Genomic DNA, 21383 nt, shown 5'->3' on the forward strand with positions numbered 1-21383 from the left:
AATTGTTCATGCCAAATCTCCATTTGACCTTTTTTTTTAATTGTTTCCATTTCACGTTATTTATTTTCATCTATGTAAGTTGCTTGTAATTTTTTATTTTTTTAAGCTAGGCCAATAAGTTTGGTGGATTAAGAAATTATTAACTCGGTTCTATCCATGTCGTTACCTCTAGACTTTGAAGCCACCCAGTTTTGAGCTTCCACATACTCCGATAGCAACTTGACGGTGGGTCTGGCAAAGAACTCCTGCAGCGACAGATCCACATTTAACACTTTGAATATCTCATTACAAAGTTGAACTGCTTTTAATGAGTGTCCTCCTTTATTGAAAAAGTTTTCATTGATTCCGACCCTGTCGATTTCAAGAAATTCACACCACAGGTCAGCAATTTTTCTCTCAAGGTCAGTATGGGGTAGGTCCAACTGCTCAGGAGCAGAAAAATCATCAATGGTGATACGCAGTAGCGCCTGTCTGTCAACCTTACCATTGTTATTTTTCGGAATTTCATCTAATTGAACAAAATAATCAGGGAACATGTAATCTGGCAATTTGGAAGACAAGAAGCTGCGCAATTCTGCTTTTTTTGCTTTTCTGTTTGATTTATAAAAAGCAACTAAAAATTTGTCCTTTTCAGTCTCTTTGGCTATAACGACACATTCGTCTATTAACGGATATGCTAGCAGATGTTGTTCTATTTCAGGAAGTTCAACTCTGAATCCTCTTATCTTGGTTTGAAAATCCTTTCTACCAATATATTCTATTTCATTATTCGGAAGCCTCCGACCAATATCACCAGACCTATATGTCCTTATTGAATCGTTTTCTGCTTGTGAAAAACTAGTCTTAGTTTTCTCTGGGTCGTTAAAGTAACCGAGAGCGAGGTATTCACTCTTATAGACAATTTCCCCCTCCTCATAAACTTGTGCCTCATCACCAAACTCATTGACCAAAATAATGTCAGTTTCTTCAACAGGTTGTCCAATCGTCACAGTGTTCGCTAAGAGTTGCGTTCTTTTATCTATGAACTTTTGAAGGGTGACTGTGGACTCTGTTGGCCCCAACCCGTTGATTAAAATACAATCATCTCCACAATGTCTTTTAAAACCTTCAACATCAACCATATAAGTCGCTTCGCCACCAAGTACAACAAAACGGAGAGGTAATAGTATTTCGTCATCAAAAAGAGAGCCGTATAAGCTTCTAAATAAACTAGGAATGGAGTGATATATAGTAATGCCACTGTCCATTATCCATTTTTTTAAGCCACGAATACTACCTTGGGTTCTCATATCATAGGGACAGAGGGTAGCTCCATTTAATAAAGCACCATATATATCCATTATACCAGCATCAAAACTGAACGTCGATAAGAAGGATAGTTTATCTTTAATATTCAATTGCAGTCTGTTTGAGTAGACTCTGCAGAAGTGTAGCACATTTCGATGTGTCTGCATCACTCCTTTTGGATTACCAGTTGAGCCGGATGTGTAAAGTATATAAGCTAATTGGTTATGTTTCACATTAATAGATGGATTAACACCACTTGAAGATTTTAGTAAATCTATGTTCACTATATCGATATCGTTATCCAACTCTTCAGCTATCTCCATGCAAACCTGCTCGTAATTAGAGTCAGTAACTAAGATTACAGATTGACTATTTTCCAGAATAAACTGTAACCTTTCTTTTGGGTGCTTAACATCTAAAGGGATATAAACTGCACCAGTTTTAAGTACGCCAAATGAGGATATTACCATTCCGCTTCTATCATCCAGCAATATAGCCACCTTACAACCAGAAACGAACGAATTATTTCTTAATAAGGTATTGGAAACACCATTGATTTTTTCATTCAACTCTTGATAAGTGAGCTTTAGGTCATTGTATTCTATGGCTATTTTCTCAGGATGCTTCTCCGCTATGGTTTCGAATCTTTTATGAATGGGTTGATAGATATCTTCCTTCTCAAAAAGTTTAAATTTCTCCTGTGGTTTACAATCAATCTTTTTCACAAGACCATCATTCGGTTCAAATATTCGATAGTCACTGATTTTTTTGGACTTATTTTCGGTAATATCTCGCAACAGGTTCTTATATGCTCCAAGTAAACTCTCAATAGTACTTTTATTGAATAAATCTTTTTTGTAAACGCAACTAACTTCTAATTCATCATTAGAATCAGCTACATAAAAACCTATATCATATTTAGAATACTGTACTTCTGCTTCAATGCTACTGAATTTTAACCCCTCAATAGAACTGGAAATTGTAGAGTTGAAGTTAAGGTAGTTAAAATAGACATCGAAAAGAGGGCTTCTTCCTTCAATTCTTTGAATATTTAGATCGTTGATTAATTGGTCAAATTGGTAATCAGAGTTATCAAAAGCATTTAAAGCAGTCTTCTTTACTTCTTTTAAGAGTTCAACAAATGATTTATTGGGTTCGGGTTTGTTTCTCAGTGCTAAAATATTGAGATAGAGGCCAATCTGCTTGTCAAGGTCAAGATGATCTCTTTTCTCTGATGGAATGCCAATCACGATATCACTCTGATTACAAAATTTACTTAAAAGAACATTGTATGCAGCAAAAAGTACATTAAACATGGTTACATTTTCCTCCAATGCCACCGCTTTCAATTGGTTTGTTATTCTATTATTAACTGTTGTGCGAATCTCACCCCCATTATTTTGAGAAAAACCTTTTCTCGGCATATCATTCGGTAATTTCAATGTAGCAGCAACATTCTTAAATTCATTTAACCAAAATGCCCTTTGTCTTTTAATTTCTGTCTTATCAAGCTTACTCAGTTGCCAATGAACATAATCTCTATACTGAATTTTTAATGGACTCAGCACATTTCCTATATACAGTTCTATGACATCTTTAATAAAATTGGTACTTGATGTGCCATCTGAAATAATGTGGTGTATGTCATAAAGTAAAACATGTCTATTATCATCAATTTTTACAAGCTTTACCCTAAACAATGGAGCCTGACTTAATTCAAATGGTTTTATGAATTCGTTTATTAGGTCCTCAAAATGAATCAAGCTGGTTTGTAGTTCCTCCAATTCAATTCGTAATCTCAAACCATCATGTATCTTCTGATAAGGCTGATCACCCAAGAAATGAAATGATGCTCTTAACATTTCATGTCTTAACATTAATCGGTTAAAAGCAGATTCCAACTGGCTAACATCCAGACTTCCTTCTATCATTATTGCCCCTGGCATATTATAGGTTACATTATTAGAGAGTAATTTATCCAATAACATCATCCTTTTTTGACCAGGTGATAATGGGTAATATTCTTTTTTCTCAACCTTCTTAATGGTTTTGAATTGACTTACATCTAAAGTTTGGATTAAATCAGCTTGCTGTTTGATGGTGGGATTACTAATTATGTGCCTAGGAGTCAAAGCCACATTTAGTGACTTATGAATTTTAGCAGCTAGCATAATTGCAGATATAGAATGACCTCCCAATTCATAAAAATTATCGTCCACCCCAATTTTCTCTTCTTTTCTGGACAGCACTACAGACCATATTTTCCTCAATGAGATTTCGGTCTGCCTTAATTTTTCTATATTAGTATTTGCAGCAGTTTCTCGAATAAGTTGATGAGGATCAGGCAATTCCTTCCTATTCACTTTACCATTAATATTTAATGGAATTGATTCAATCTTCACAAAGATAGAAGGTATCATGTAATCAGGTAGATTCTCCTCAAGCATCCGAACAAAAGTCTGATGCTCAATGGAGTCCGATGAGGTATAATATGCGATCACATAGGTATCACCATTTGGATCTTGAGTACCCATCGCAATAGCCTCATTCACACCCGTGACTTGATTCAAATGATATTCCACTTGACCAAGTTCTACCCTATTACCCCTTACTTTAATTTGACTGTCATTTCTTCCTAAATACTCAACCTCACCGGAGGGTAAATATCTGGCTAAATCACCTGTTTTGTAAACAATCTCTCCCTGTATACAATCTAGTTTTATAAACTTCTCGCGTGAGAGTTCTACGCTACTATACCCTTTCGCAAGTTGAATACCTGAAATACATAGTTCACCCTCTACCCCTACCGGTTGGATTTGGTTAAATTCATTCACAATGTACACAGATGTATTATCAATTGGTTTACCAATTGTTATTCTTTTATCCGAAATGTCCAACTCCTTAACTACACATCCAATAGTCGCTTCCGTAGGACCATATTCATTATACACCTTTATTTGCTTATTAAGCATTTTCAATTGTTTGACATGATGCATTTGCACATCTTCCCCACCCAGTATTACACCTCTTATATTGGTATGCGCTAGATTGAGATGATTTAGAATATTCACATGTGATGGAGTTAGTTTTGTAAAACTAATGGACGAATCTTCACCAAACATATGTTCCAATATTTCATCAATATCCTTTTGTTGAGGATATATCACCAGCTTATCGTAGCGAAGAAAGGTTGTGAAAATTGAAGTTAAAGTAAAATCAAATGAAATAGGAGAAAAAAGTGCCATATCATTATCATGGCTGTCATTGAAATAATACTTATTCGCCCACAACATATAATTTAATAGACTAACATGTTTTATTTGAACTCCTTTAGCCTGCCCTGTAGAACCCGAAGTGTAAATGATATAGGCCAAATCATCTGTAACAAACTCACTCGTATCAAAAGGTTTTATTGCAACCTCTTTCGATAATTCCCCCTCAGTGAACGTGTGCCATGACTGTCGATATTTCGGTTTATTCTTGTCGTCGGTAATGATAAGTTTGACATCCGCATCCCTTAAAATATGCTCCACAGCTTTTTCGGGCATTCCCGAATCAATCGGAACCATCACCAGGTGAGATCTAAGAATTGCGAAGATGGAACAAACCATGAAAGGAGATCTATCCATGATAACAGCAACCCTATCTTGCCTATTTAAATTGAAATTTGACTGTATTGAAGCACTAATACGATCTATTTGACTTTTAATAGCTTCATAGTTAAATGTACGAGCATTGAATTCTATCGCAGGTAAGTCAAGATTACTTGATAGACCTTCTTCAAAAACCTGATAGACGTTTCTCGACTTGAATTCAGTATTAGCTCCTTTTAAACCCTTTAACAATCTTTGTCTATCCACTCTTTCGAGCAAATCTAAGTCTCCCATTCTCGTTTTCGGAAAACTAAGAATTTTGCTAATCACATTCTGAAATAACTGCTGGAAGTAGAGTATACTTTTCCTCTCGAACAAATTAGAACTATACTCAAAATCGAATGAGAAAAGACCACTTGACTCTTGTATATAAAGCCCTAAATCGAATTTAGATGTCTTGCTTTCCAAGGCTATTTCTTCCCATAGTAAATGACCATTATTTTCATTCACGCTTTGATCCTTCTGATAAACGCAGATAACATCAAATAAAGGATTTCGATCATCACTTCTATTGATCTTGAGTTTTTTAACCAAGCTTTCATATTGATAATCTTCATTATCGGCAGCATTCAAAAGGTTGGAATATACATGCTTTAATAAAGTATCAAATGAGTTGTTCTGATCAACCAAAATCTTGATTGGTAATGTATTAACAAAAAAGCCCACAATATCCTCCTTATCCACATGATTACGGCCAGAACTCATTGTGCCTATTACAATTTTTGACTGATTGGTTATTTTAGCAAGAAACAAAGAGAATATGGATAAAATTAGTGCAAAGCTTGTTGTCTGATTTGCTTGAGCTAGGTGTAGTATATCATCACTTTGCTTCTTATCAAGAAGAAATCGGATTGTTTCACCATTATTATTTGCTCCTTTTTCTCTATCAAAATCGTAGGGCAAATTAATAGTCGGAATATCGTCATCGAACTGATCAAGCCAAAACTTTTCTTGCTTTTTCAACCTCTGTCTTTGATGTTGAAGATTACTCCATTCAACAAAATCTTTATATTGAACTGCTAGTGGTCTAAGCCTTTTATTTTGCAGGAGATTAATGAAGTCGTTTGTCAGGTTTTTAATTGATAAAGCATCTGAAATAATATGATGCATGTCAATTAACAAATAACTCTCATTCTGATTCTTTACCAAAAGCTCTACACGCAATAGTGGAGGCTCGGACAATTCAAAAGGGCGTACTAATTCCTTCCCAAGCTCTATAGGATCAATATCTTTACAATCATGGAAACCGACTTTAAAAGTTATTTCGTCTACAATTCTTTGTACTGCCCCCCCATCAAGTAGCTGGAAGAATGTTCTTAGGCTTTCATGCCTTTGTACAATTTTTTGAAATATCCTCTCAAATTCACTCAAATCAACCTGGCCTTTGATTTTTAAAAATATTGGAATATTATAAGCCAAAGATTGACTCTGCAGAGAGGCAACAGCATACATTCTTCTTTGCGGAGAGGACAATGGATAATACTCTTTTTTCTCAGCTCTATTAATGGATTGAAAGGATGATACGCCTTGATTCTTTCGTACAAGCGCAGCCAGATTCCCTATTGTTGGTTTCTTCATGAAGTAAGCCAATAAAACCTGGGCTCTATATTTCTTTTGAACTCTTGCTAATAAGCTTGTTGCAATTAAAGAATTACCCCCCAGTTCGAAAAAATTAGACTCCGAACTAATAATGTCTTTACTAAGGCCTAATACCTCAGACCATATTTCTTGTATTTCTTTTTCCAATAGGGTTTCTGGTTGTTTTAGAGTCTGTAGCCCTAAAACAGGGTCCGGTAAGCTACTTCGATCAATCTTTCCGTTTTGGGTAAGTGGTATTTGATTCAAATAAACATAGAAGTGAGGAATCATATATTCCGGCAAAAAATCTGACAAGATAACTTTAAGTTCGCCTGTATCAATTTCAGTACTTCCGGTGTAATAAGCACATAGAATGACGTTTCCATTAATATCTTTGTTAACCACGACTACATCCTTAATCTTGTCCAAAGAACGCAAGCAGTTTTCAATCTCTCCCAATTCAATCCTGTATCCTCTAATTTTAACTTGATGATCAGCTCTACCCAAAAACTCGATCTCTCCATCATTATTCCACCGCGCAATATCCCCAGTCTTATATAAGGTTCTACTTAACTCTTGATGGAAATAAAACTTGCTTTTGGTTAACACACTATTATTGATGTAGCCAATTGACAATCCCTCTCCTGCAATATTCAATTCGCCCCAAACTCCTATAGGTTGTTGTTTCCCGCTACCATTCATAATATAGATTTCAGTATTATGTATAGGCTTACCTATAGGAATATTGTTGTGAACTTCTTTATGGTAACATTCGAAATATGTAACATCAATAGTAGCCTCTGTAGGTCCATATAGATTGATTAAATGGGTACCATTGTGCCTCAGAAGTAAACGATTAAAATTGTTTACTTCTTCTGGTAATAATGATTCTCCGCTCGCAAAAACCTTCTTTACCGACGTTAGTTTTATTAAATTATTCTGGCCCACCACTTCTAAAAACAATCTCATCATAGGAGGCACGAAATGCAGTGTTGTTATATTATTTTTGTCTATATGATCAATTAACTTATATGGGTCCTTTTCATCGCCATCTGGAAGTATAGACAATGATGCCCCTGAAATACTCCACCAAAACAGCTCCCATACAGAAACATCAAAATTTAATGGGGTTTTCTGTAAAACAACATCTCCACCATCAAGAGGATATTTGTATTGCATCCAGTTGAGTCTGTTCATCAGAGCCACCTGAGTTATAATCACACCTTTGGGATTTCCAGTAGAGCCTGATGTATATATTACATATGCATAACTGTCAGATAAGGTTTTGTCCTGAAAATCCGAGATTTTTTGACTGTCATATTCAAAACTCTCAATATTAAAATTGTCATAGTCAGGAAGGTCGTGACCATTAGTAAGAACAAGCACTGCCCCACTATCTTTCAACATAAAGTCTACTCTTTTTTGTGGTAGAGATGGTGGGATTGGAAGATAAGCTGCACCAGCCTTCATAATGGCGAAAACACCTAACATGAAATCTAAGCCCCTCTCCATATGTATCGCTACAACATCGTTATTCGTTATGCCCCTATCAATAAGATTTACTGCTAAAATGTCAGTTTTCCCGTTAAATTCCTGATAAGTAATAGCTCTTCCCCCATCCCTCACTGCTATTTTATCTGGGGTTTTCATACAGTTAGTCCTGAATAAATCAATGATAGTCACTGCACGATCAAATTCAAATTGAGTTCTATTGAATATTTGAATTTGCTTAAGTTCTTGTTTTGAGATTAAATCTATTTCTCCAATTTTTATCAACGGATTATTGATGACTGCTGATAATATATTTTCGAAATATGACAAGTATTTTTCCACACTACTTTGCTTGAATAGCATGGTAGAGTATTCAAAATTTAGCAAGAATTCTCCATGAATTTCATCAACAAGTAAACTTAAATCAAACTTAGACACCTCATTCTGAGTTTCATAGGGCAAAAGATCCAATTCCGAAGATTTATTAGTGTCATTCGTTGCAATATCCAAACTAAAGACGGAATCAAATAGCGGATTCCGTGAAGCATCTCTAGGAGGATTAATTGCGTCAACTATTTCTTCATAAGGAAAATCCTGGTTTTCTAAAACAGCCAATACTTTCTTCTTAACCTGCTCTAAAAATTCCTTGAAACTTGTCTTTTGAGATATATGAAGCCTTATTGGCAGCATATTGATAAAAACACCAACCATTTTATGAGTTTCCACTGTGTTTCGTCCAACAGATGGCGTTCCGATTACTATATCTTCTTGACCACTAAGTTTAGAAAGGAGAATACTAAAGGCTGATAGAAATAACATATAGGAGGTTGCGGCTGCCTCCTTTTTTAAATTGACTATATCCTTAAATGTTTTACCAACTATTCTTTTAGTAATGGTATGGCCATCAAAAGATTTAATTTCAGGTCTTGGAAAATTCAGAGGAAGGCTAAGTAAAGGCACCTCAGCATCAAATTCATTCTTCCAAAATTTCCTTTTGCGTAAGTAGGGTTCTTTATTTATAAGACGATAGTGCCATTCGGCAAAGTCTTTATAAGAAAACTGTGGTTTATTATTATCGTCTGTACCATTATAAATATCGGTGAAATCATTTATTAACAGTTGATGAGAAACAGCGTCAGCAACTATGTGATGAATATCCACCAGAAGATAGCTTTCATCATCAGACCAAACACCCATTCTGATCAAAATATCCTTGCCAATGTCAAATGGACGTACAAACTTTGTTATTGCACATTTAATATTTGCCTCGCTATCGTATTCCTCCAAAATGAATTCAAAATTCTCGTTCACCACCTGCACTGGAAGGCTGCCAACATCCATAAAATTGGTTCTAAGGGGTTCATGTCTTTTTATCAATTCGCTAGCAGCTTTTGTTAACTTCTTTCTATCCAATAGACCATTAAGTTTGTATACAGCAGGCATATTGTAAGCTAATGATTCCGTGTCGAATTGATGAAGAAGATATAACCTTGTTTGTGCAGGAGACAATCGATAATACTCTTTTTTTTCTACAGATCGAAGTTTTAGAACCTTATCTCCATTGGTCATAGATGCTAATTCCATCATAATTTCGGGCTTATGAAGCTTTAAATACTTCAAAAGTTCCGGGGTTAGCTTAGAATGGGGGTCCAGTATTTCTAGCTGATCGTTGTTATTCCTAAGTTTTATTCCCAGCCCAGATAATTTAGAGAATATATCACTATGCATTGATAAATATTTTTACTGATTGAATTCTAGTAACTCAGATTCTTTTAGCTTATAAATAGTTTCTGATGACTTCAAAATTTGACGTCCAAAGAATTTATGATTATCTACCGATTTAGATACAGATACTCGTTGCGATTAATAAATCTTTCCAGATTTAAAGCATGTTATAAAATGTTGATGCCTTCCTATGACCATTCAATTTTAATCTACCCTCCCAACTAATCACTTCCACTCCTGGATTCGCCTCCATTTACTTAGCTCAACTGTTTTATGAGCAATATTATTGTAACATGATCTTGAGAGGTCTATCCAGATTCTGGTCTATGAATTCGCCATCAAATTAATAGCGTATTCATAACATACTGGTAACTCTTGTAAATCCTTCAGGGGTTATCTAAAAACAATCGATGAATAAATAATTCTACAAAAAATCATGGTTTAGTTTGATCCAACTAAATTCTCACTGTCTCTATTAGCTAACTTCACTCATAAAGGAACTCTTAAAGGATTTTAAAAGCTCCAAGCACTTTTTACAAGAAGAATAAGATGTTAATTTCAACTACTACCTATATAAACGAACTTTTTCCATACATAACATTTCGGACAGTTTACCCGAATTTGGCTCAAGCAAACATTAGTAGCAGCACCTGTAAGCAAATAATTTATGATATCATCAGATTTAAATACTGCATAATGTTATAGAACCTTCTCAGATTTAGGATTTATAAACTATCATTGTAAGACTTACAGCTTTTGGAACACAGCTTCGCTCATTGAGTAACATAAATTACCTTAACTTTAAGAGGTTTTAAGACGAGCATAAATTGAATTTAATTTGTTAGACAAATTAAACGATGGAGCAAACTTTATATTAAATCCCCCAGTTTACATCATGACTTATGCTACATTTTTGCTGTTTTCTACTTTTATCAACGCTGACGCATTAACATTTATTATTATGTAGTGATTAATCTCCTCTACCTTCACTGCAATTCTCTTTGATCCTTTATGGCTAACAAGTACTCCTTCTAGGCCGCTTAACGGCCCACTAAGTAACTTGACTCTCTCTCCATTCCTAAAACTAATTTCGCCCACATCAAATTCTCCATTGAGAACTTTTTTTAACATGTTCATACGGCTTTCTGTGATGACATCAGGTATTCCACCTGTACATACAAACTTCACAAATCCATTTATTGCATATATTTGAGGCCTTTCAAATGCTGTAATCCGTACAAAAACGTATCCAGGAAATACGGGCACTGCTAATTTTTTTTTCCGGTCATGCCACTGTTTCACGACTTGCTTTAACGGCAAATAAGCTTCAATACCCTTTTCATTTGAGGATCGTAACACCTTTTTTTCAAATTGAGGCCGCACATAAATCACATACCACTGTTTAGTATTTGAGTTACTCATAAGGTAATATTTCGATATGATATTCCAACATTCAAAGAATGTTAATCGACAACTTGGTAGCTAGTCTCGGCAACTAAACTAGTTTGAAACATTTAGCTAAAGCATTTTTAACTATTATTATATGCTTCCAGAGATTACAATAATAGTATTTTAATTATAAATTCAAAATAGTATTTTGATAAAGTTACGTGAAAAATTTCGTTCGTTCCGATAAACGGCTTATTAATCTTATGTCAGCGTTGAGGATTTTTATAATTAGAAAGGATAGAGGTTTGCGTTTGTGGGACTGTATTCTTTGGAGTACATGAATACACCATCTATCGAAACATTGCTTGAAAGGCTTCTAGCCAATACCATACAGTATGTTGCTACAAGCCATTTATTAATATGCTTTAGCATCGGAATAGCGGTTCCTTTCTGTAGTGGTAAAATTACGACCACATATTCTGTATCTATAATGACCGTCGACCAATTTATTAAGCTCTGACTAATAATACCTCACCCCCCTTCTACCGGAACACTGTTTCTAGCCGAGGAAACTCCTCTCTATTTAAAGGAATGACCAAACCCTCAAGCTCTCCTTTTGCAATGTTGCTTTTCCATATTGACCTTTCCTATCTGAGTATCCAAATACTAGGCAATGAAATTGGAACGGAGAAACTCAATTTACTTGACTTTAACCTGAAAATCAAGCCTCCTATTTTGCCTCTTTTTTGATAATACTTTTAGTCTCTCATATACTTTAAACTCATCTTATTGTAAACTCTCAGTAGTCAATGGTTCATTTTGGCCCTTTGATCTCAAATTCATCTAAGCCTCCTTTCGCATACTAGTTATATCAAATACTAAAAAAGTAAACTATTTTTAGTAACTTAGCCACATGGCAAGAAAACCCAAAGAGATTGTTATAAGTGAATCTGAGTATAACCAACTACTTGTGATGAGTCAATCCTCAAAGCTAGACAAACGCTATGTTGATCGGGCAAAAATCATCCTTCTTAGCAAAGAAAAACATACTCTGGACTTTATTGTTGAAAAAACCGGTCTTACCAGAAAAGTTGTAAACAAATGGAGAAACCGCTTTCGCAGTCAGGGTATAGAAGGACTTAAAGATGCTCCACGTCCAGGAAAACCCGCCAGGATAACGGCTGAACAGAAAGCCATGGTAATACAGAAAGCCTGTAAAAAACCTTCAGGAGGGTATAACAACTGGTCCCAACAGCGCATAGCCAGAGAAGTGGGTATTAGCCAGGGCAAGGTGAACCAAATATTAAAACAAGCAGCTATGAAACCGCATAAAACAGAGTATTGGTGTGGAAAAAGCTCGGATCTGGAATTCAAATCTAAGCTGATCAATATAGTAGGCTTATACATGAACCCCCCAGAGAATGTAATAGTTTTATGTGTTGATGAGAAAACCCAAATGCCGGCATTGGACCGACTCCGGCAAGGACAAGCTATTACCTATAAAAGAAATGGTACGGTGGCATTAATAGCAGCGCTTGCCGTACACACCGGAAAGGTTACCGGCCAGACGGTCAAATCAAATAAGACCGATAACTTTCTGAAATTCCTAAAAAAATTGGACAGAGTATACCACCATAAAACACTTCATATTATTGTAGATAACCTTTCTGTTCACAACATGGAAAAGGTGAAAGAATGGTTAAAAACTAAACGAAAAATCAAGGTTCACTTTACCCCTACGTATGCTTCGTGGCTTAACCAGATAGAAATTTGGTTTAATATTCTCTCACAGGATGTGCCAAAGGGAGGTATATGGAAATCATCCCAACAACTTATCTCACAAACTATAGATTATATTAAAACCTGCAACAGCATAAAGACCAAGCCCTTTAAATGGATGCATAATAAATATTCCGCAACTAATTAGTTTACTTATAAACTGATAAACACTCTAGATCAAATATCCAATAATTATGGATCATAGAGACCTGTTCAAAGGAAAAATCAGAGTGTAAATCAAAGATACTTTAAAGGAAGTATGACAGTTCGATTTTTTCTTTCCTCAAAATACCTAAACTTTTATTTGAGGCGATATGGCATTCATAGCTTTCTTCTATTTCCACCTCTTTTACATAAAAATTCTGAGATCCTATAAGAGTCCTCCCTTCTATGACTTCAAAAGAACTTAAAGGTAAATGTAGTCCATCTCCATGAGCCTTAATTGCTGCTTCTTTCTGTGTCCAATAGGTATAAAATGCAGAACACTGATCAGGAGATTTACTGACTTTAAACCACTCTTTATCAGTCATTTGACATCTAAAATTCTCAAAATCTATAGGTTGAATTTTTTCAATATCAATTCCAAGATTGAATTCACCTGCCGTTAAAGCACAAACAACAACTTCGGCTGAATGAGACAAGTTGAATTGAATATCACCATCTTTGTAATAAGGCTTTTTGTATGCAGTAAATTCAATATTAGCCTCATAAAAGTCTTTCCCTAACTTCTTAAAGCCTAAAGACAGCAAAAACCGACCAAGAAGTGATAATTGAGCGTCTTCCCATCTTCGATAGCTAAGAATCCTTTTCTCAAAATCAGCAGAAAACACATAAGGCAACTTTCTCATTAGACGCTCATGATGTTCGCCTGATATCGATGCATATAAAATCAGTACCAACTAAGTTAAAAATTTAGATTCTTTCTATTTTTAATTTAGAATTAAAGAATTACAATATATAGAATAAAACTTCAAAGAGTACCCCTATATTCTTTCTGTATTGTCCATACCCTCATTCGAGCAGTATATTTAAACAATCTTTAAAGCACTAGGTCAAAAACAATCTTGACTGTCCTTGCCTCAGGGCTTGCAAAACAAAATCATTGTAAATCAATAGTTTACAATGATTTTTCGTTAATACGGCATTGTAATTCGGCTGCTAAAATTACTAAATTTAAAATTTGCAAACTTTCGTGAAAAATTAAATATATTCCCTTCTTACACTTTTGGCTATTTCAGTTTCCCAAAAGCTAAGGAATAAGGGATCAAACGTTAAACCTGTGGAGTAAATGGATTGGGGAGTAAACAAGTAAAGTGAAACTTGCTACTGAAAAATCAGTAAACCGAGCTTATTGTTATATTATACGAGTTTGCCGATTGCTTTTGCCGATTGCTATTAACAATTGTCTGTCAGCAAAAAGGTGAAAGTGTTAGGGGCTCCCCAGAAATTACGATTGATCCGGTATAAGCCATCTTAATCAAAACCCATTATCCTTCATCCATGCACAGAAATTTTCAACCCAAAGGTCACTTGGCAAGTTTTGTTTACGCATTCCAAAGCCATGACCCCCTTTCTGATAAATGTGCATTTCAACAGGTGCTTTAGCTTTGTTCCAGGTTTTATAGATATCAATTGCCTGATTTTGAAATCCAAATACATCATCACTGGTTACAGCCAGAAAAAGCGGCATGGGGCGGGTTGGAAGTTTTGCTAAATCTAAAACATGCAGCGCCCCATAGATAGGAGCAATAAAATCAGGACGATTCTCGTCAGAAGTAAATTCTAATCCGGCAGATGCGGCAAGAGTGCCCCCGGCAGAAAAGCCAATAATACCAATTTTATCAGTATCGACATTATACTTTTCTGCATTTGCCCTTACGTGGGCAATAGCAGCAAGAGCATCAGCTTTGGCCAAATCTATATAAGGAGCCATATCTCGATCCATTTCTTCTTGTCCATTGTTTAATTTTTCATGAAACTCCCTATCAGGATCTTCCCCAGTCGGCACCAGCCGGTATTTTAATACAAAAGCGGCAATACCATTTTCGACACACCATTTGGCAACATTATGACCTTCATTATCAATGCTCAACAAATGAAAACCTCCCCCGGGAGCAATTATGAGGGCTGTACCACTCGATTTTGATCTCTCGGGTAAATAGGCAATCAAAGAAGGCTGAGACACATTGGACACTATAGATAATTGATCCCAATTGGAAACTTGTGTGCGTTCACCACCTTCCCAGGTATTAATATCGGCACCGACCACCCTGGAAGAAAGAGGTATATTCAGAACATCAGCACTTTCAGTGTTAGTCTGGCCATGAACAAAATGTACAGAGCCCAATAAGCAAATTGCAGCTAGTATGCTAATTTTCATTTTGCGAATTAAAAAGTTTACAAAACCTTATTTAAAGTTTATCTCGAGAACGTCCTTATAACGAATGGGGATTTAAAAGTAAGAACCTTCACCCCATACATACCACTACTTTCATTAATTTATTAGTTGTGGCTGACCTTTCAAGAATCGTAACGCTTTCTTTCCCAGTCATTCGTCGTGATTGTTCGAAATGCCGTCCATGATCAGTAAAGAAGTTGACCTGAAAACGGCCTACAATACACTTCAAAGGTCTGCTTGTTTTGTCCCTACAGGACAATCTGACCTAAATGGCTATTCTACAAATATTTTTATTGCTACGGGATTATCGCTGTAGTGGGGATTCGCAATTAATTTAATAACAAGACTGCATAGCGTCTTGTAGGGATATAATATCTATAGAAAAAGAAAAGCAAACCTGCACCATAGGAAGGCCTTGTCATAGAATACAATTTGGTATACATGCAGGCGCATGGAGGAATGTCAGGCCTTAAATAGATTAATGGTTACCGTCGCCAATTCTGAGTCAGGGTACTTTCTGAACACTTCTTTGTCGTGGGCAAGGCCTGCATCCTGTAATACTTTGATAAACTCTTCTACCTCCACAATATACTGGTCAGAGTAGCCGTGAGTAACATCGTACGCCGTAGCTGCGGTTTTACCCAGGTTTGCGGCTACCAACTCAGGACGAACAGTATGCAGCTCGATAAGCAGCAGGCCATATTGCTTTACATAGGGTGTCCATTTTTTGAAATGCTGCCTGAGGGATTCGGATACGAGATTGTTATTCAGCCTCCTGCCTTCGCTGCAATATGCTCCGGTTGAGGTACTGATCCTCAGGTTATCCTGCTGCTCCGGCTCCTCCCAAATACGGTTATGGTCCAGAAAGGTGCGCACATTAAGCAAATCTTTAAGGTCAATGTTGTACGCCTCCTTAAGGTCAGAAGCCAGCACTTCCGGCTTACCAATATCTCCCCAAATGATCTTGGCCCAAATATCAGACTGTATAAGGTTTGCCTTCGAAACTTTAAGTGCTGCCTCATTATAATCCACGCCAATCAACAGTAGCGGGTGTTCTTCCAGTACCTTTCCTCTGGATGTCTGGTTTGCCACTACGCCAAATAAATGCTTCAAAAAAGCGCCGTTCCCACAGCCCATATCCAAAATTCCTTTCGGCTGTTCCTTGAGCGGCCTGTTAAATATCTCGATAATGATCTCGTCCACTACTTTAAAATAAGCGGCATGGGCACCGCCACTGCCCCAGACATTCATCTCCCGATCGACGTGCTTTTCATTTCCATTGGCATCGAGTCCTTTAAGTATAGTAGGATCTCCGAAAATGAGGTCGTTGAGCTTTCTGAGTGTGGGTATGTAGGAGACGGTAACTCCGTAAGCGCTGGCCCGTCTGGCAAAAAACAGACCTTCCTCCGCGAATTCATAAGTGCCATTGATCTTGTTAAACCATTTTAGTTGGGTCAGTATGTCCAGCAAGCGCCCAAACCCTTCTGCATCTTTGTGAAATTCTTCCGCTTTAAACCTGGTTTCCATGAAGTATTTATGAAACATGCCGCTCATGCCCAAGTGAACCAGCGTAGGCCCTACTACAATACCCTCAATGTGTGTTAGGATTTGCCGGTGAACTTCTTCCTCCATATCAGAAGCAGGTGAAAATTCCTGATATTTATGTTTTAGCTTTCCGAATATATCTTCCAGTTTCAGAAAAGGCTCCATTTCAAACTTCCGGCTATGGTATTTTTCCGAAAGTATAAGCAGCTCCACAACATCTTTATACATAGCAAAAAGTGCGAAAGCCACTTCCGAACGGTCATTGATTTCAAATGTAACGCTATCGGCTTCATTATCGACAAGCTGTGTGAGCCAACCCTGGGAGCACAAAGCCCTCAAAGCAACATTCAGATATCCATCATTGGCTTTAAACTGACCAGCAAGGGTTCGCAGATCAGTCTTTTTTCTTGCCAGTAAAAAATCAGTTACACCGTGTGCCTTTAAAGCATAGGCCGAGGGGGCGGTAACAATACCGTCCAGGTGCCGGAAAATCCTGCTTCTAAGTGCAGCCTGTTCTTTTTTTGATAGCATAATCTTCTTTGATAAAGTGGGGAACTACCTTATTTGTGAAATCACCCGAATGGTAGCAGCAATAGCTCAACATGGATTAAAATACTAACTTTTAGCACACGCAACAACGTCTCCTGCAAATCTTTTAAGGCTAATTTCAACCGGTATTTTTCTCAGGCTTCGGTAATATCATTAACTTCGACAGGTCAGTTTTGGAATACCTGTAAACAAGGTTGTGATTATCAACAGCATAAGAATTTACCATTGATGAATAATGTAAAACCGATATACCTGCTATCTGATAGCCAGCTATTATTTTCCCGGAATTCCACAGGGCAGTATTTTCTGGCCTCTGTACCTGACGATATCGGCAAGACAAACATCAAAGCAGTGTATATCGGCTGGTCTAACGGGGACCGGCCTGAGTTTTACGAACTTTTCAAGGAAGGCATGAGTAACCTTAAAATCACAGATTGTCACATGATTTCTTCTGAATTCACGGCAACCGACAAACAAAACCTGCAACAGGCTGACCTTATACTACTGGCCGGAGGTGATGTAAATGCGGGATGGAAAAGGTTATCAGAAACCGGAGCAGCAGGTATCATCAAAGAAAAATATACATCCGGAGCCGTTCTCATCGGCATATCGGCAGGTGCTATTCAATTAGGCTATAGGGTTCCCTTTGAAGCAGATAACGAGTCTGTAGAGATGATGAAGCTGGTGCCTTACATCATTGGTGCACATGATGAGGCCAATCAATGGAGTGACCTGAAAAATACTGTACGTCTTGTAGGTGCAGACGGGATTGGCATTCCCTTTGGTGCTGGTTTTAAATATTACCCCGACCAGCGTATTGAGATTATTAATAAAGATAAGGAGTTGTTTTACTGGCGGTGATTTTTAATAAAATTTATACTAACACATTATGAAATTTATAGCATTACTACTCCTCACCTTGCCCTTACAAAGGGATGACCTTACTTCTCCAGACGGACGTTTTCAAATCGTAATGTATGGCAAAGATCTTGGTGATTCCTCCTATGAACTGAATTATTATCTAAAACAAATAGGACAATCTGATTCAACACTACTTACCAGTTCTTTTATTCATGATCTTTTGGCGCCTGTTTTTTGGTGGACACCAGATTCTCGGTTATTGATTTATGAACATAAGGAAGAAGGCAAGCATGTGTCCATGGTCAAGGTGATGGATATGAAAGATGGCAAAGTCAGATTTAGTTCCAAGGGGTTTATTAATGCTCAAATGAATAAAAAAAATAAATTCCTGGTTTTGGATGGCTACTTGTTGTACTTCAAATCACCTGAACTCTATAAAGTACAACTATTGAAATTAAATCTCAGTAATTATGAAACTGAGCAAATATTAGAGTTTGAAAACTATGGTGTTTACGAGACGCCTCAAATAACAATCGTCAATAAAAGGGAGCGCGAAATTACTCTCACAACTTTAGGGAAGAATTATGAGGCTAAAGAAATACTAGTAAAGCTATAGACTTCTTATGTTTTAACTTTAAGCATCAATGTCACGGATAGTGTGGAGTTCATTTTAGTTTTTTATCCAAAACTGTTTTTATCTTATCAAACTCAAAGAAGAAGCGATATGCCGGAGTGGTCATTAAATACATTTTGTTCTCTACCTGCCACCATAATATACCTCCTTTATTAATACACTCCCTGTCATCCGTAGCAACATCGGTAAGGTGTGTTGTGAATACTGCGGCTACACTGTCGTTTTCAAACTGCCACTCCTGGATGTTCACCCTCAGATACATATTATCAAGGGTTTCTCTGCTTTTCACCATGGTCTTTTTGACACTTTTCACCATGCCAAAATCAATATCCTTAAGCCGGGCATCCTGATCGGCACATGAGGTAAATTGCGCCATCAGTCCGGGGTCGACACCCTCACTCATCATGTACAACGTATCCCTACTCACTGACTGGGATTGGTAGCCAAACTCAGCATCAAGTAATGCCAGGGCTTCATTAAACCTGTCGGGATTAGCTTTAGGAGTAGGCTCTTCCAGGTTTTCTAAGTAGCTGGTATCGGTCTTTGCCGAATCGTTTTCTTGCTCCTGCCTTATCGCTTCGGTGCTTTTGTTTTCCTGGTTACAGCAAGTCAGGCAGGTAAGGAGGAGTAGAATGGGTAGGTATTTGGTCATGATTGGGTGGTTTTGAGAACTTAACAGCTCTCTGGGAGTTGCTGCAGAGTTTTTCACCAGAAAACACTCAAGTATGAATACGAAACCGGCAACAATAGCTGTGGCGAAAAAAACACCCCCAGCCATGCCACCCTCTCCTCCTGATAATGACACATAAAATAAGCCAATGCAAAATGAGGCCACAATTACAACAACACTAAATACAAATATTGGCCTGTAAAAAAGCTTTCTCATCATAACATTTTAACTAAACAGATTAATACAAAATAAATTAGACCAGATCACTCCCTATACCTCGCTCGAAGTAGCTCCACGAATTCTGCTTTCATACGGATTTGCCACCCTTCTTCATTAATACTATCTAGATGTTTGAAAACAACATCGTTGTATGCCTCCATTGCCTTTTTTAAGTATGGTTCCATGACACATCCAGCGACCGGGAGGTATTTAAATCCATATCTGCATGTGATTTGATCTGATTCTTCTCCAGAAAATATTAGTAACCCAGCAGCCAAGACCTGAACATATTCATTTTCGATATCACGCCTGGCCACTTCACTATTGTAAGGGTACTTCGCTATCTGGATTGAATCGTAATAATTCCACATCTTATGGTCAGACAATATTATGTTAACCTTATTTTTCTTTTTGGTGATATTCACCACCGTATCTTTATGTATAAATCGATTTACATCAACTTCAATTTTATACCTCCCTGTATCAACCAGTTGCACTTTAAAACTACCATCCGAATCTGTTATTCCGGAAGCTACCACTTCACCTTTCTCTAAAACCTGAAATACAGCATAAATTGTATCAGTTTTTAATTTTCTCTTTCGGGACCTGGATGTATAGACTTTATAGCTATCTTCTCCTCTGGTTTTATCGTAAATCTTAAGTCCTCTACTATCTTCACTAATACTAACTTTACCTCTAAGGCTGTGCTGTCCCAAACATGGTATTGTAAATAACATTAGTATGATCAGTAAATATTTCATTTGTCAATTACTGTTGCTCTCAAATCACTGCATTTTAAACATTTGTTCAAGGGCTGCTTCAAATGGATGTTTACCACCCCAAACAACCAAGACACTTCAAAACTCAATCCTCAACATACACAATCGGACCCTTATAATTATTGGTATACACACTGTCTTTAAGCTGCTTATTCAAAATCACTTTACTTTGGCCATTTCTAAACCATATCCATTCAAGCTCTTTGAGCCCTCTTAAGTCCAGGGGCTTGTTACATGTCTCCAGGCTTAGCTGTTTCAGTGATGATAGTTGGTTGAGCTGGTTTTCAAATGCCTTATCGTCATCTAAATGGCAAAGCCCCATATTTAATGCTGTAAGGTTGGGCACATTTCTGATCACTGCTTTTTCCGGATATATCATCTCGAGTGATAATTCTTCCAGCAAATCACAATTAGTGACTTGCAGTTCTTCAAACTCATATATACTACGGGCTTTAAACTTCCTGAGCGTGGGATGGGAATCAATACGTATGGTTTTAATTGGAGAACCTCCGATATCCAAAGAAAGGATACCATCCATTTGCAATATCCGATCCAGATCACTGACTTTTCTAAGAGGTGAAATGCTCAGCTCCTTTATCTTTTTAGACTGCGCTATGCTCGTCAGTTGCTTATCAATGAGGGTATCCACATCGTAACCAAAGGTGCTAATCTGAGGTAGCCCGAGAACCTGTTCAAAAAGTTGATCGTTCAATATTGTTCCGTATTTTTCAAAACTGGAAAGGGTTTTCAGTTCGTCAATACCCTGTATATTAAATCCTTTTTTAGCCGAGTATAAATTTACAGTAGACAAACTGTCCACACTTTT

12 protein-coding genes are annotated in these 21383 nt (G+C 37.0%); 4 read left to right on the top strand and 8 right to left on the bottom strand.

Features of this window, described 5'->3' with window-relative positions; translation table 11 throughout:
• Window positions 1–128: 128 nt before the first annotated feature.
• On the bottom strand, window positions 129–9737 hold the full coding sequence (locus E1163_RS22000; protein ID WP_155174627.1) for a non-ribosomal peptide synthetase: 9609 nt from the start codon (window positions 9735–9737) through the stop codon (window positions 129–131).
• A gap of 897 nt (window positions 9738–10634) precedes the next feature.
• The gene (locus tag E1163_RS22005; RefSeq protein WP_155174628.1) at window positions 10635–11156 is read right to left on the bottom strand and encodes a UpxY family transcription antiterminator; all 522 of its coding nucleotides are present in this window, start codon (window positions 11154–11156) and stop codon (window positions 10635–10637) included.
• 880 nt (window positions 11157–12036) lie between these two features.
• On the opposite strand from E1163_RS22005, the gene E1163_RS22010 reads away from it, so the two are divergent.
• Window positions 12037–13050, top strand: coding sequence for an IS630 family transposase (locus E1163_RS22010; protein ID WP_155174629.1), 1014 nt, complete (start codon window positions 12037–12039; stop codon window positions 13048–13050).
• Window positions 13051–13150: 100 nt separating this feature from the next.
• Here E1163_RS22010 and E1163_RS22015 read toward each other — a convergent pair whose 3' ends face one another.
• Both E1163_RS22015 and E1163_RS22020 read right to left on the bottom strand, forming a co-directional pair.
• On the bottom strand, window positions 13151–13801 hold the full coding sequence (locus E1163_RS22015; protein ID WP_155174630.1) for a 4'-phosphopantetheinyl transferase family protein: 651 nt from the start codon (window positions 13799–13801) through the stop codon (window positions 13151–13153).
• Window positions 13802–14379: 578 nt separating this feature from the next.
• Window positions 14380–15282 (bottom strand): alpha/beta hydrolase, encoded by a 903-nt coding sequence (locus E1163_RS22020; protein ID WP_155174631.1) that lies wholly within the window; start codon window positions 15280–15282, stop codon window positions 14380–14382.
• Window positions 15283–15481: 199 nt separating this feature from the next.
• On the opposite strand from E1163_RS22020, the gene E1163_RS31435 reads away from it, so the two are divergent.
• Entirely contained in the window at window positions 15482–15616 is a 135-nt protein-coding gene (locus E1163_RS31435; RefSeq protein WP_281353164.1) for a hypothetical protein, read from the top strand.
• A gap of 146 nt (window positions 15617–15762) precedes the next feature.
• Here E1163_RS31435 and E1163_RS22025 read toward each other — a convergent pair whose 3' ends face one another.
• Window positions 15763–17376: a class I SAM-dependent methyltransferase gene (locus tag E1163_RS22025; protein ID WP_155174632.1), complete on the bottom strand. Its 1614-nt coding sequence runs from the start codon at window positions 17374–17376 to the stop codon at window positions 15763–15765.
• A 246-nt stretch (window positions 17377–17622) separates the two neighbouring features.
• Here E1163_RS22025 and E1163_RS22030 point away from each other — a divergent pair, with 246 nt between their 5' ends.
• Both E1163_RS22030 and E1163_RS22035 read left to right on the top strand, forming a co-directional pair.
• The gene (locus E1163_RS22030) at window positions 17623–18255 is read left to right on the top strand and encodes a Type 1 glutamine amidotransferase-like domain-containing protein (protein ID WP_155174633.1); all 633 of its coding nucleotides are present in this window, start codon (window positions 17623–17625) and stop codon (window positions 18253–18255) included.
• Between the two features lie 28 nt (window positions 18256–18283).
• Window positions 18284–18871, top strand: a complete 588-nt coding sequence (locus E1163_RS22035) for a hypothetical protein (protein WP_155174634.1) — start codon at window positions 18284–18286, stop codon at window positions 18869–18871.
• A 49-nt stretch (window positions 18872–18920) separates the two neighbouring features.
• Here E1163_RS22035 and E1163_RS22040 read toward each other — a convergent pair whose 3' ends face one another.
• The 3 genes from E1163_RS22040 to E1163_RS22050 form a co-directional block, all read right to left on the bottom strand.
• Window positions 18921–19778, bottom strand: a complete 858-nt coding sequence (locus E1163_RS22040; protein WP_155174635.1) for a hypothetical protein — start codon at window positions 19776–19778, stop codon at window positions 18921–18923.
• A 44-nt stretch (window positions 19779–19822) separates the two neighbouring features.
• Window positions 19823–20539 (bottom strand): FEKKY domain-containing protein, encoded by a 717-nt coding sequence (locus E1163_RS22045; RefSeq protein ID WP_155174636.1) that lies wholly within the window; start codon window positions 20537–20539, stop codon window positions 19823–19825.
• Between the two features lie 103 nt (window positions 20540–20642).
• Window positions 20643–21383, bottom strand: a 741-nt coding sequence (locus tag E1163_RS22050) for a hypothetical protein (RefSeq protein ID WP_221418062.1), incomplete at its 5' end; no start/stop codon positions are given.

It is taken from the genome of Fulvivirga kasyanovii (genome assembly GCF_009711405.1).
Lineage (GTDB): Bacteria > Bacteroidota > Bacteroidia > Cytophagales > Cyclobacteriaceae > Fulvivirga > Fulvivirga kasyanovii.